Here is a 12,724-nt window from a genome sequence, read left to right as displayed (position 1 = left end):
GTCCTGGTCCCCGTCACGCCTGTTCGAGTACGGCCGCGGCGGCCGGCGGGCCCGTGACCCGTGCGCCGCGGGCCAGGGATCGGCCACCGCGGTGGGCCCGCTTCGGGGAGTACCAGGTCGCGACGACCCGGGCCCCCACACCGGTGGCGGCGAAGGCGCCGGCGAGGGCCAGCCACCCGACCGCTCCCGCGCTCAGGACGACGGTGGTGAGCAGCACCGGGCCGATGATCGCGGCGACGGGCTGCCCCAGGTTGTACACACTGAGGTAGTAGTTGCGCCGGTCCTCCGGGGACAGCGCGTACGAGAGCCCCCAGGCGCCGATCGACTGCCAGACCTCGCCCAGTGTCAGGGCCACGGCGGCGATCAGGAGGGCGATGCTGGCGGTGAGGCCGTCCAGCGACTCGGTCACCGCCACGAGGGCGCAGCAGAGGGCCAGGCACCAGCCCGACCAGTGCTGCCGCTTCGCGAACGCCCGCACGCCCTCCACGCGCCGGCTCAGACGCAGTCCGGCCACGACCGCCAGCACGGTGTTGATCGTGACGATGACCCCCACGAGTGCCGGAGGAGCGTTCGTCCGGCTGGCGATCCACAGGGGGAGTCCCAGGCTCAGGAGAATCGGGTGCAGGACGAGGACCCCGTTGGCGGTCGCGAGCACCAGGTACCTCGGGTCATGGACGCGCACCGCCTGGGCGGCCGCCTGTCGTGGGGCTGGGCGGTGGGGCGGAACGCGTCGCCGGGCCAGGAGGGCGGCGGCGAGGCAGAAGGAGATCGCGTTGGCGACCACCAGCGCGCGGTAGCTCGCTGCGGAGTCCTGGGCGATGCCCAGCGTGGCCAGCAGTGCGCCGCACGCGAAGCCGGCGTTGCGCACCGCCCGGATGGCAGCCATGGTCCGGACGCGCGACGCAGGCTCCTCCGTGGCGCCCACCAGCGCCTGCAGCACCGGGCCCACCGCCCACTCGGTGGCGCCGAGCAGACAGGCGACCGCGACGAAGCTCCAGAAGCCGTCGACGAAGAGGTAGGCGAGGAAACCCGCCCCCCGCCACAGGAGCAGCAGGACCAGTGCCCGCTTGCTCCCCAGACGGTCGGCCAGCCTGCCGAGGGGCACGGCACAGAGCAGGCCGATGACCCCGGCGAGGGACAGCCCGAACCCGATCTGCCCCGTGCCCAGCCCCACGGCCCGGGTGAAGAAGAGCGCCGAACCGGCGAGGAACAAGCCGGTGCCGATCGAGTCGATCAGGGATGCTGCGAGCACCGCGCGGCTCGCTCGACCCGCCGGCAGGAGGCTCGCCAGCCTGCGGCGGACACCGGTGCCCGCCCGCGGTTGCCGGTGCCGGGCAGCGCCGACCCCCCCGGCCGGCCTTCGACGCACCGCGGGTGCGCGGTCGCGCTCCTCCCGGTGGGGACGGTCGCTCACGCGAACGGGAGCCATGCGCCGGGGTCGTCGACCGCCGACCCGGAGCCCGCCTCGGCCAGCAGCCGCTCACGGGTGGCGCGGTTGTGCTGCCGGATCGCCGGGTCGGCGCCCTTCAGCACGCTGTCGGGGTCGAGGTCGACCATCCACAGGGGACGCAGGCGCGCGCCGCGGAGGACCTTGGCCTCCAGGGCCTTGACCCCGGCGTGCAGCCGGCGGACGCCCAGTTCCGGCGCGCGGGCCACCTGGCTGTAGTAGACGAGGTTGAAGTACTCGGCGGCGCGGTCGAGCCGGTCGTAGTCGAACCCGGCCCAGCGGAGGAAGAGCGTGTTCCCCCGGATGTAGTACAGGCAGAAGCCCACGATGTCGCCACCACGCCTCCGGCAGACCGCGACCCGGGCCGCCCGACCCATGCCGGTCATGTGCCGATGGAGGAGGCCCCGCCAGTGCGCTTCGGGCGCCACGTGGCCGTACTTGGCCTGCGTCGACGCGGCCAGTGGCGCCAGCTCCGCCCAGCACTCAGCCAGCGGCAGGTGGTCGACGGTGTACCCGGCCCGCTGGAAGCGGCCGACCTCGTTCCGCACGTTGCTGCGGCGCTTGGCCGGGAGTGTGGCCAACCACGCGTCCCAGCCACCGGGCGGCAGGTCGAACCAGGCATCGGCCTCGAGCAGCACGGGGGTGTGGGTGACGCCGGCGTCCGCCAGCGCCTGTGCATCGGCCGACGTCACGTACATGGCCACGCGGGCGCTGCCGTCGCCACGCGGGCATCTCTCCAGCGGCCAGGTCTGCACCAGGGACACGAGCTCGGCCACGGCCTCCGCGCGCACGGGTCCACTCGCCGAGAGGATGTGCGTCTGGTAGCCCTGCCGCGGACCCACGATCAGGCCCCGCTCGGGGAGCGTGGGCAGGCCGTGTCCGGAGAGGACGTCGTTCCAGCGGTAGAGCGGAGACGGGGGCTCGGTGGGTTCCCAGACGGGGACCGCGGCCGAGGGCAGCCCGTCGACGGAGCTGACGACGGCACCCGAGATCCCGCCACCGTGACCGGCGCAGAACGTCAACCAGTCCGCCGACGAGTAGAAGTGCTCCGCCGCGAGGCGATCCCACGCGGTGGCGTCCAGTCCGCCGAGCGCCGGGTTCCCGGGCGTCGCTACGGAGCCGGATGGGCTGCAGTGCACAGGGGTGCTCCCAGGACGTCGTGGCGGGGATCCCCACCGCCTTGCGGGTGGCGTGCGGCGACCGTCCGAACGGCGATCTCGCCCAGGGCGGCCTCGGCTCGCCGAGCCGCCACGTAGGCGTTCTCGCCCACAGCGAGGACATGGCCGGCCCGGTCCTCGTTCCGGTGCAGCGGGGGGACCAGGTCGCCCGGTGCGACGGAGACGACCGCCTCGCGCACGCCGGGCATCGCGCCCGCCACGTCGGTCCCCGTGACACCGACGACCCGCCCGGGCTCGGCGGTGAGGAAGCGGATCGCCGCACCGCGCACCGGGGACGTGGCCGCTCCTCCGTCGACGCGCTCGCCCAGGTACTGCCGTACGACCAGTTCGAGGCAGGACGTGCCCAGGCTGAGATCGATCAGGTCGGTGATCCGGTCACCCGGCGGCCGCGGGTTGACCTCGATCAGCCGTGGACCGTCGGCGGTGTACTTGATCTCCACGTGCGCCAGTCCCAGGTCGAACCCGAGGGCGGCCACGGCGTCGAGCGCGACGTCCTCGCAGGCGGCGCGGATCGGCGCCGGCAGCAGGGACGGGAACAGGTGGCCCACCTCGACGAAGCGGTTGGTCCCGCCCACGGACTTGTCCGTGACACCGAGCACCTGCGGCCGCCGCCCCGCCAGCACCTCCACGCTGACCTCGTAGCCCAGCGCGCACTCCTCGACGAGGACCTCGCGGTGACGCCGCTGGCCGCGCACGTTGAACACGGTGGCCCGGATGGTCTCGAACTGCTCGACCACCTCCTCGACGGTGGTGCACCGGCGCACATCGGCGCTGCTGGTCTCGTCGGCCGGCTTGACGACACAGGGGAGGCCGACCTCGTGGGCCGCCTGCACGGCGGCCGCCGCATCGGTCACGCTGCGGAAGGCGGGCATCGGGACCCCGCGCTGCGCGCAGCGCCGGCGCATCTCCACCTTGTTGCGGGCAGCTCGGACGCTGTCCACGTCCGGACCGGGCAGCCCCAGCTCGGCGGCGGCCATCGCGGCGACGACCACCTCGTACTCGGCCATGGACAGCAACCCCGACAGCGGCTGGACGGCGTGCACGGCACGTACCCGGTCGAGCAACGGTGCGATCTCGTTCGTCTGGCAGAGCTCGATCCGGTCGACGTACGCCTCGAAGTGCTGGCGGCCGCCCGGGACGGCGAAGTAGCGGTCCGTCCCGGACGTGAAGAACGTGACCCGGCAGCCGAGCTCCTTCGCGATGCGGAGGCCTGCGAACCCCGACCCGGCCAGATTGGACTCCACGACACCGAGGTGCCTCACGCGGCGCACCCCGCGGCCCCGCAGCAGCCACCGTGGACGGCGAGCACCCGGTCCTCGGCGGCCGCGGCGTACGCCGAGAGGTCCGCGTACTTCTCGCGGAGCACCCGCTTCAGGACCTTGCCGGTGACGCCGAGCGGGAGGTCCGCCTCGCTGCGGGCGACCTCCAGCAGCGCCAGCTCGGGCTGGCCCGACGCCCGGAGTGCGGCGTTGGCCCGCTCGAGCAGCCGCGCCGGGTGCATCCCGGGGGTCGCCGATCGGACGACGGCCACCGGCACGTGGGTGCCCTCCCGCGCCCCGGCCACCACCGCACAGTCGGAGATCTCTGCCACCTCGCGGAGCAGGACTTCCTCCATGAGCACGGAGAAGCCGGTGCCCTGAGGTGTCCTGATGGCGTCGACGGCACGGTCGACCTGGTAGAAGGAGCCGTCGTGGTCCCGGTAGGCCACGTCGCCGGTGAGCCAGTAGCCGGCGAGCATGCTCCGGTAGGTGGTGTCCGCGTCGTTCCAGTAGCCGGCGGTGACCGCGGGCCCCTGTGCCCCGAGGAACCCGACCTCGCCGACGTCCGCATGGGTGCCGTCCGGGCGCAGCACGGTGACGTCGGCCACGCCCGTGGGTCGACCGACGCAGCGGTCCTTGCGTGGCGAGCCGTGCGTGCTGACGTGCAGGAGCGCGCCCCAGCCGAGCTCGGTCGTGCCCAGCCGGTCCAGGAACTGGCTCGGGGGGAGGTGTGGGCTGCGCTGCTGGAGGATCTTGCGGAGGTGCGCCTCGTGGATCGCGTCCCCCATGGTCACCCACGCGTTGACCGAGTCCAGGGAGCCCGGGGGCAGGTCCAGCTCGGCCAACTCGCCGTAGGCGTGGGCGAAGGCCATGACGGAGCTGGGCCGGTAGGTGCCGACCGCGGCGGCGAGCTCGGCGCCGGTCGGGTCGTGGAGGGCCACGATCGGGGTTCCGGTCAGCACGGCGTAGGTCGTGTACGCGATGCACCCGAGGTGGGCCTGGGGCAGCGCGGTCATCATCACGGCCCCGGGCGTCTCGGCGTGGCTGAGCATGCGGAAGCGAGGCCCCGCCGTGCTCGACCTGTGGGTCTGTACGACGGGCTTGGGCCGCCCGGTCGTCCCCGAGGAGTGCAGGATCGAGACGGGATCGTCGGGAGCGTGCCGGAACCGGTCCGCCTCGGACAGCTGTGCCGGCGGGGGAGCCGGCAGTTCCTCCGTGACGCTGACCCAGTGGACACCCAGGGACGTCCGCACATCGCCGAGTTCCCGCAGCCGTGCAGCGTCGGTGCACAGGCCCACGGGCGTCGTCTGCCGGCACAGCGCGAGTGCGGTCGCGCGGGAGGCGCGGCTGTTGACCAGCACCGGGATGGCGCCGATCTGGGACAGGGCGAAGAAGTGGACCGCGTAGGCGAACGAGTCGTCGAGGAAGATGGCGACCCGGTCGCGGGGGCGCACGCCGCGCGCCAGGTACCAGACCGACCAGCTCTGCGCGAGGTGGTCGAGCCGGGACAGGCTGAGCTCGTGAACCGGCTGACCGTCGGTGCCGACCAGCGGCCGGGCGAGGCGGATGAACGGCACGTCGGGGCAGGGGTTCGCCGACAGGGCCGCCTGCAGGACGCTGCCGCCGCCGAAGTCGGGGTCGACGGCGAGCGAGTGCCGCTGGCCTTGGGACAGGACGGTGGGGGAGGGGAGAGTGGTCATGATCTCGCCTTTCGATGGGGCCGGAGGACGGTCGTGGCGACGGCATGCCGTGCGGTCGTTGCCCGGTCACGGCAGGGGAAGGGGACGGACGGTCCGTCCCCGGGCGAGGGCGTGAGCAGATCTCACGCGGAGTGCCGGAACGCCTCCGCGCACAGCTGCCGGTAGTGCTCGGCGTCGTGGCCGAGCAGGTCCCGGATGTCGCCCAAGACCTCGGCGAAGCGGTCCTGCCGGCCGGTGTCGACGATGGTGGCGAGCATGGCCGTGCTCTGGACCAGCAGATCTCGAGCGCGGGCGGCGTAGGGATTGGCGGCTTGGACGTCCCAATAGGTGTGGGGCGAGCCGCCGTCGATCCGCGCCAGCAGGGCGAGGAGCAGGCGGTGAGGAGGCGGAGCCATCGCCCCCATCTCGGCGGAGCCGACCCCGAGCCCGGCCAGCGCGTGCCCGAACGCCAACACCGCGGCGTGGGTGAGGGCCTGCACCGCGGCGGAGATCCGGTCGTGCTGGTCGGCGGTCAGCCGGATGATGCAGGCTCCCTGGCGGCTGATGCCGGCGAGCAGCTCCTGAGAGCGCGGTCCGTCCCGGATCGCGACGGCTGCGATGGGCCGGTCGGTCATCCCGAGTGCCGGGGCGAACATCGGGTTCAGGCTCAACGCCTCCGCGCGGGGAAAGGCATCGGCGACGGCCCGGACGATGCGCGTCTTGACCGACAGCGTGTCCACGAGCAGGGCGTCGGGCCGGATGAGTGCGGCGAGACTCCCGACGGCCTCCAGGGCCACCCGTTCGGGCACGGCGAGGACGACGACGTCGGCGCGGGCGAGAACCGCTGCCAGTCCCGGACCCGGGGCGGTGACGTCGCCCCGCTCGAAAGCGCAGCCTTCCGGCAGCCACACCGGCCGGCCGGCGGGATCCACCACGCAGACCCGCGCGTCGAGACCGAGCAGCACATCGACGAACATCCGGCCGACCTGACCGGCGCCGCCGATCACCACGCAGACCGGCCGCGGGTCGGCGGGCGCGGTCATGCGCACTCCGCGAGGCGCGGTGGTGCGTCGTCCCCGTGTGCCCTCCTGTCGAGGGCGGTGACCATGACGCGGGACTTCACGACGGTCTCCTCGAACTCCTCCGCCGCGTCGGAGAGGGCGATCACCGCGCCGCCGACGCCGAAGCTGACCTCGCCCTCGGTGACGAGGAGGGTGCGGATGACGATGTTCAGGTCGGCCGCACCACTCAGGGAGAACCAGCCCAGGGACCCGGAGTACATCCCTCGCGGCCCCCCTTCCAGCCGGTCGATGATCTCCATCGTGCGGACCTTGGGGGCCCCGGTCATGGAGCCACCGGGAAAGGCGGCTCGCACGCAGTCCACGGCGGAGACCTCCGGGCGCAGGGTGCCGCGGATCGTCGACACGAGTTGGTGGACCGGTGCGTAGGTCTCCACCTCGAACAACTGCGGTACGTGCACCGAGCCGAGCTCACACACGCGGTTGAGGTCGTTGCGGACGAGGTCGACGATCATGAGGTTCTCGGCACGGTCCTTCTCCCGGCTGCCGAGATCTCGCCGGAGCGCCTCGTCCTCCTCGGGTGACGCCCCCCGGGGCCGGGTGCCCTTGATCGGCTTGGACTCGACGGTGCCGTCACAGCCGATCGACAGGAACCGCTCGGGGGAGGCGCTCAGTACGGCGAGCCCGGGGAAGTCCAGCAACGCTCCGTACGGCACCGGGCTGACCTCCCGCATCCACGAGTAGGTGCTGAGCGGGTCGACCGTCGTCCGGGCGGTGACAGCGTTGGTCAGGCAGATCTCGTACGACTCACCGTCGCGGATCTCGGCCAGGCACTCCCCGACCAGGCGTGCGTAGGAGCCCTCGTCCTGTCGCAGGGTCAGTCGGTCCCGGACCGACGGGTCGGTCATCCCGACCAGGGCCACAGGGGAGGTCGGTCGCATCGGCCCGGCGTCGCGGCCGGGCAACGACGAGAGCGTCGCGGCGCTCTCGGAGAGCCACGCCAGCGTCGTGGTCTCGTCATCGACGCTCAGGCCCACGAGGTAGCACGAGCCCTCCCGGTGGTCGAGCACGAGCATCCGGTCGGCGAACAGCAGAGCCGCATCCGGCGTCCGCGCCCCATGGGCCGCCTTGCCCCCCGTCTCCGCCTTCAGCTCGTAGCCGAGGCAGCCCACATAGCCGAGGTTGAAGTCGCACGGGAGACCCTCGGGGGTCTCGGCGCGGCGGCTGCGCAGCTGCTCGTCCAGGTAGTCGTAGAACGCGGTCTGGATGCGCCGCCGCTCGCCGCCACGGTCCACCGTCACGGTCCGCGTTGCGACGTCGTAGGTCAGGTACTCCGCGAGAGGGCCGCGGCCGTCCCCGAGAAAGGAGAAGCGCGACGACGCCGCGCCCACGTCGCTGCTGTCCAGCCAGAAGCGGGGCGCACCCTGCGGGAACAGCGCCTCCAGCGCCGCGACCGGATCGGGGAGGAACGGCAACTGCCGGACGTGGACGCGGTAACGCCCCGATGCCCCGACCCGGGGGCCCGACGGGGCGGCCCGGGGCGGAACCGGGCGCCGGCGTGCGCGAGCCCGTCCCCGGGCCGCCAGGGCCAGCTCCTGGAAGTTCTCGAGCAGCTCGCGGCCGTGGGTGCTGCTGATCGACTCCGGGTGGAACTGGACGCCCCACATCGGCAGGTACCGGTGCTGGACGCCCATGATGACGCCGTCGGGAGTCCACGCCAGCGGCTCGATCTCGTCCGGGAGGTCCGTGACGGCGAGTGAGTGGTACCGGACCGCGGCGAAGGGCGACGGCAACCCGGCGAACACACCGCCGCCGCTGTGGTGGACCGGTGAGATCCGGCCATGCATCGGAGCAGGCGCGTGCGTGACGGCCGCACCGAAGAGCTGGCACAGCCCCTGATGACCGAGGCAGACCCCGAGCAGAGGCAGTCCGCTCTCCCGGATGACCTGCCCGCTGATGCCGAAGTCCGCCACCCGCTCCGGCCGGCCCGGGCCCGGTGAGATCACCACGCTGTCGAACTGCTCGAGCAGTTCCCGAGAGCAGGCCGTGTCGTTGCGGACGACCGTGGGGGCCACGCCTGTGACCTCGCCCAGGAGCTGGTGCAGGTTGTAGGTGAAGGAGTCGTAGTTGTCGATCAGCAGCGTTCGCATCCCCGTCACGTGAGCTCCGCCGGGATCGTGCAGCTGCCCATCGGCTCACAGCCGGGCTGCCGGTCCTCGCCCATGAGCGCGCTCTCCAGCCGGCATGCCTCGGCGAGGATCAGCGCGTAGAGCCGCTCCACGAAGCCGGCATCGAGGCCGTGGTCGGTGGCGTACCTGCTGGCGCGCCGGCGGACGAACTCGATCCGGTCGGGCTGCATCATCGGCAGGCCGTGCCGCTCCTTGACGGCGGCGATCGCGCGGCAGCACTCGAGCCGCTCGCGCAGCCGGTCGAGCAGCGCCTCGTCGATGCTGTCCAGCCGGATCCGGAGAGGCGCGAGCTCCTGACCGGAGACCGGGCCTGCGCTGCCGTCGCCGGCCAGCGGGGAAAGACGCATGAGTGGTTCCTCTGGAGACGTGAGTCGGGGTGACGGCTGAACGGAGGGGGTCAGGCGGCGTCTGATACCGGGGCGTCCCCCCGGACGGCCGCGGATGGGCCGGCCGCGGTGCGGCCCAGGACGTCGCTGATGGCGCCCGCCACCGTCAGGGCCTGCTGCGCGTTGAGCCGGGGGTCGCACAACGACGTGGCCCGGCCCGCGGGTGGGCGCTCCGTCGCGTCGTCCACGCACTCGTGGACGTCGTCCCCGGTGAGTTCGAGGTGCAGCCCGCCCGGCCACGTGCCTTCGTCCCGGTGCACGGCCACGAACGCGACGGCCTCGTCGATCACCGCGCGTAGGGACCGGGTCTTCCCGCCTCCGGTCGCGGCCACCGTGTTGCCGTGCATCGGGTCGCAGAGCCAGACGACCGGGTGGCCGGCGTCGCGGACGGCACGGACCAGGGGTGGGAGGGCTGCCCGGATGGCATCCGCCCCCATCCGGGAGATCAGCGAGAGACGACCCGGGAGACGGTCGGGGTCCAGCAGCTCGCACAGCCGCAGCACGTCCCGGACCGCGGCGTCCGGGCCCAGCTTGCAGGCGACGGCGTTGCTCAGGCCGGCGAGCAACCTGGCGTGGGCGCCGTCCGGATCGCGGGTGCGCTCACCGAGCCACAGGAGGTGCCCCGAGCCCCCGTACCGTCCGCCGGTCACCGGATCCCGCCGGACCAGTGGTTCCTCGTAGTCGAGGAGAAGGGCCTCATGGCTGGTCCAGACGGGAGAGCGACGTCCTGCCGTCGCGGCGTCGACGGCCCGCAGCGTGGCGGCGGCCTCGTCGTGGGCGCGCACGAGGCGGCGCGGGTCCGGCCTGCGGGCGGCGGCGCTCGGGCGGTGGTCGTGCACGATGTGGCCGCGAAAGCTCGGAAGCGTTCGATCGCCCACGCGCTCGATCGGTGACGAGCGCGGCTTGGCGTACTGGCCGGCGATCCGGCCCACCTCGACAACCGGTACGCCGCCGGCCCTGCTGAGCACGGTGGCGACCCCCGCCAGGACGCCCAGGGTGCGGCGCACCGTCTCGGCATCGGTCCCGAAGGCCTCGGCGCAGTCACCGCCCTGGACGACCATCGCGCGCCCCTGTGCGGCGGCGGCCATCCTGGCGCGCAGCCGGGCGACGGAGCGCGGTCCAACGAGAGCGGGGCGGGCGGCCAGCTCCCGGCGAGCCGCGGCCACGGCATCGAGGTCCGGCCAGTCCGGTTGCTGGGGCGCTCGTGCGGGGGCGGCGGCTCCGGGATCGCCCGTCGGCGGAGCTGATCCGGGGGTACGGACGGCGGAGCCCATGGGGTACCTCGTTCCTCTGCTCGGCGGCGCACGTACGACACCGGCCGGCTGGGAGGTCGGGGTCGAGCTCCCACGGCACCTCGCCGGCCGGACGCAGAGGGCAGAGCAGTTCGGGAGCCCGGTGATACGGCGGCTGCCGGCCGACGGCCGGGAGCGTGCGGCCCGGCGGCGCCGGACGGCGCTCGTCTGCGGGGCACGTGTATCAGCGGACCGCCGCCGGTTCTCCGCCAGAAGCCCCATCCACCAGGGGGCCGCGGGCTCCGCTGGGGAGCCGGCCCCGCACGCAGACCGCACGGGGCATCCCGCCCGACGGGTCGTCGGATCCTGGACAGCCGACCACGCTCCGACGGGGATCTGCGCGCCCGGCCCGCGGCCCGGCCCGTCAAGGAGCCGTCATGTCCGAGCTCGCCCGTACCACCACCGACGCGCCGGCGGCCCCGAGGGCCGGACGCGCCGGGCCACGGTCGCTGCGGTCGGCCGATGCCCTGAGCACCGCGCCCGACCCGATGTCCTCCGTTCCCGACCTGATGCGGGCGCAGCTGGCCGGCGACGTGAGCGCGCTCACCGCCCGTTTCCCCGCCCACCGTTCGTTCGCGAACGAGAACCCGTACCCGCCGCTGGCCGGGGTCTGCCAGGCCATCGTCGACGGCGCCTCCGAGATCAACCGTTATCCGGACCCACGGGCCGGTGCTCTGCGGTCGGCGCTGGCGGCACGGTTGGCCGTCCCCGCCGACGACATCGTGTGCGGCGCGGGCAGCGCCGCCCTGTTGGCACAGCTGCTGGCCGTCAGCTGCGGTCCGGGCGACGAGGTGGTCTACGCCTGGCGGTCCTTCGAGGCGTACTCGGCGCTCGCCGACCTCTCGGGCGCCACCTCGATCCGGATTCCGCTCACCGCTGATGCCCGGCACGACCTGCCCCGCATGGCAGGCGCCGTGACCGACCGGACCCGCCTGGTCGTCCTGTGCAACCCGAACAACCCGACCGGAGCCTGCATCGAGCACGACGAGCTGCACCGGTTCCTCAGCGAGGTCCCGGGCGACGTGCCGGTCCTGATCGACGAGGCCTATCGGGAGTTCGTCCGGGCCCCGGACGTACCGGACGGTCTCGAGTTCTACCGCCGGCACCGCAACGTCGCCGTGCTCCGGACCTTCTCCAAGGCGTACGGGCTCGCCGGTCTCCGGGTCGGCTACGCCATCGCCCACGGCCCTCTCACCACTGCCCTGCGCGCGGCGGTCCCGCCGTTCGCGGTGAGCGGCCTGGGACAGGCGGCGGCACTCGCGTCGCTGGACGTGACCCGGGACCTCGATCGGAGGGTGGACCAGGTCATCGCCGAACGTGACCGGGTCCGCGTGGCGCTCCTCCGGCAGGGCTGGCCCGTCCCCGAGAGCCACGCCAACTTCCTCTGGGTCGCCGCCGGTGCTCGCAGCAACGACCTCGCCGACGCCTGCGCGGCGGCCGGGGTCTTCGTCCTGCCCTTCCCCGGCGAGGGCATCCGCGTGACCGTCGGGCTGCCGGCCGCCAACGACGCCTTCCTCGCCGTGGCCGCGGCGTACGCGCGCCGCACCGCGGGCCGTCCACCGTCACCCGCGGCGCCGTGATCCGGCGCCCCGGCGGGCAGACGGGCCGCCCGTGTCAACGGTCGAGCAGGACGTCCTCGGTCGCCACGACGTCCGCGAACTCGCCGTGCAGGCTGGCCAGGGCGGTGTCGTGCACGAGATCTGCGCCGTAGTGGCGCCCGTCGGGGCCGGTCCGCTCGAAGGTCGCGGTCGCGTCCCCGACGAGACGCGCACGGAACCCGAGGTTGCCCGCCATCCGGGTCGTCGTCGACACGCAGTGGTCGGTGGTCAGCCCGCAGATGACGAGGTCCACTTCTGCTCGGGCCCGCAGCCGCCGTTCCAGATCCGTACCGATGAAGGCGCTGTTCACCGACTTGTGCACGACCGCCTCGCCGGGAAGCGGGGCAGCCACCGGCTTGAACCGGTGCCCCGGGGCGTCGGGGTGGAACAGGCTCCCCGGTGCGGGGTTGCGGTGCTGGACGTGGACGACCGGGCGGCCGGTGGACCGCCATCGGTCCAGCAGGGCTCCGATGTTCGACTCGGCCGAGGGGTTGTTGCGCGCCCCCCAGCTGGGGTCGTCGAAGGCCTCCTGGACGTCGACGACGAGCAGGGTGGCCGTGCGGGGCAACGCCACTGTTCCTCCCGGGCTGGCTGGTGGTCGGGCCCGTTCGGCCCTCGGGGAACGGGACGCCCCGACCCCCGCTACGCGGAGGACCGCGCGTCCGCCCCTGATACGC

General features: G+C 73.5%; 10 protein-coding genes. 1 reads left to right on the top strand and 9 read right to left on the bottom strand.

Features of this window, described 5'->3' with window-relative positions; all coding sequences use genetic code 11:
• Positions 1–13: 13 nt before the first annotated feature.
• From MY526_RS02765 to MY526_RS02730, 8 genes are all read right to left on the bottom strand, one after another.
• A complete protein-coding gene (locus MY526_RS02765; RefSeq protein ID WP_436703183.1) occupies positions 14–1,252 on the bottom strand; it encodes an MFS transporter in 1,239 nt (412 codons plus the stop codon).
• 158 nt (positions 1,253–1,410) lie between these two features.
• Positions 1,411–2,586 (bottom strand): GNAT family N-acetyltransferase, encoded by a 1,176-nt coding sequence (locus MY526_RS02760; RefSeq protein ID WP_436703182.1) that lies wholly within the window; start codon positions 2,584–2,586, stop codon positions 1,411–1,413.
• Complete coding sequence (locus MY526_RS02755) at positions 2,559–3,887, bottom strand: ATP-grasp domain-containing protein (protein WP_436703181.1); 1,329 nt, start codon at positions 3,885–3,887, stop codon at positions 2,559–2,561. Before MY526_RS02755 ends, MY526_RS02760 begins: the two co-directional genes overlap by 28 nt.
• On the bottom strand, positions 3,884–5,584 hold the full coding sequence (locus tag MY526_RS02750) for a class I adenylate-forming enzyme family protein (protein WP_436703180.1): 1,701 nt from the start codon (positions 5,582–5,584) through the stop codon (positions 3,884–3,886). The genes MY526_RS02755 and MY526_RS02750 overlap by 4 nt, the downstream gene beginning before the upstream one ends.
• 122 nt (positions 5,585–5,706) lie before the next feature.
• Positions 5,707–6,606 carry a prephenate dehydrogenase/arogenate dehydrogenase family protein gene (locus tag MY526_RS02745; protein WP_436693742.1) on the bottom strand — a complete coding sequence of 300 codons (900 nt, stop codon included), beginning with the start codon at positions 6,604–6,606 and terminating at the stop codon, positions 5,707–5,709.
• Complete coding sequence (pabB, locus tag MY526_RS02740) at positions 6,603–8,732, bottom strand: aminodeoxychorismate synthase component I (protein ID WP_436693763.1); 2,130 nt, start codon at positions 8,730–8,732, stop codon at positions 6,603–6,605. Before pabB ends, MY526_RS02745 begins: the two co-directional genes overlap by 4 nt.
• 5 nt (positions 8,733–8,737) lie before the next feature.
• Positions 8,738–9,118: a chorismate mutase gene (locus tag MY526_RS02735; protein WP_436693743.1), complete on the bottom strand. Its 381-nt coding sequence runs from the start codon at positions 9,116–9,118 to the stop codon at positions 8,738–8,740.
• 50 nt (positions 9,119–9,168) lie between these two features.
• On the bottom strand, positions 9,169–10,431 hold the full coding sequence (locus MY526_RS02730) for a 3-deoxy-7-phosphoheptulonate synthase (protein WP_436703179.1): 1,263 nt from the start codon (positions 10,429–10,431) through the stop codon (positions 9,169–9,171).
• A gap of 395 nt (positions 10,432–10,826) precedes the next feature.
• Between MY526_RS02730 and MY526_RS02725 the strand changes: the two genes are divergently transcribed.
• Complete coding sequence (locus MY526_RS02725) at positions 10,827–12,029, top strand: histidinol-phosphate transaminase (RefSeq protein WP_436703178.1); 1,203 nt, start codon at positions 10,827–10,829, stop codon at positions 12,027–12,029.
• 34 nt (positions 12,030–12,063) lie between these two features.
• On the opposite strand, the gene MY526_RS02720 is transcribed toward MY526_RS02725, so the two are convergent.
• Positions 12,064–12,621 (bottom strand): cysteine hydrolase family protein, encoded by a 558-nt coding sequence (locus MY526_RS02720; RefSeq protein ID WP_436693746.1) that lies wholly within the window; start codon positions 12,619–12,621, stop codon positions 12,064–12,066.
• Positions 12,622–12,724: the final 103 nt, after the last annotated feature.

Origin of the sequence: Geodermatophilus sp. CPCC 205761, from assembly GCF_051383655.1 — a bacterium.
GTDB lineage: Bacteria > Actinomycetota > Actinomycetes > Mycobacteriales > Geodermatophilaceae > Geodermatophilus.
This window is presented reverse-complemented; position numbering and strand designations above follow the sequence as displayed.

What these genes read in the sequence shown, in the direction of transcription:
- MY526_RS02730 (WP_436703179.1), bottom strand. Translation starts at nt 10,431, where the DNA reads ATGGGCTCCGCCGTCCGTACCCCCGGATCAGCTCCGCCGACGGGCGAT.
- pabB (WP_436693763.1), bottom strand. Translation starts at nt 8,732, where the DNA reads ATGCGAACGCTGCTGATCGACAACTACGACTCCTTCACCTACAACCTG.
- MY526_RS02745 (WP_436693742.1), bottom strand. Translation starts at nt 6,606, where the DNA reads ATGACCGCGCCCGCCGACCCGCGGCCGGTCTGCGTGGTGATCGGCGGC.
- MY526_RS02735 (WP_436693743.1), bottom strand. Translation starts at nt 9,118, where the DNA reads ATGCGTCTTTCCCCGCTGGCCGGCGACGGCAGCGCAGGCCCGGTCTCC.
- MY526_RS02725 (WP_436703178.1), top strand. Translation starts at nt 10,827, where the DNA reads ATGTCCGAGCTCGCCCGTACCACCACCGACGCGCCGGCGGCCCCGAGG.
- MY526_RS02750 (WP_436703180.1), bottom strand. Translation starts at nt 5,584, where the DNA reads ATGACCACTCTCCCCTCCCCCACCGTCCTGTCCCAAGGCCAGCGGCAC.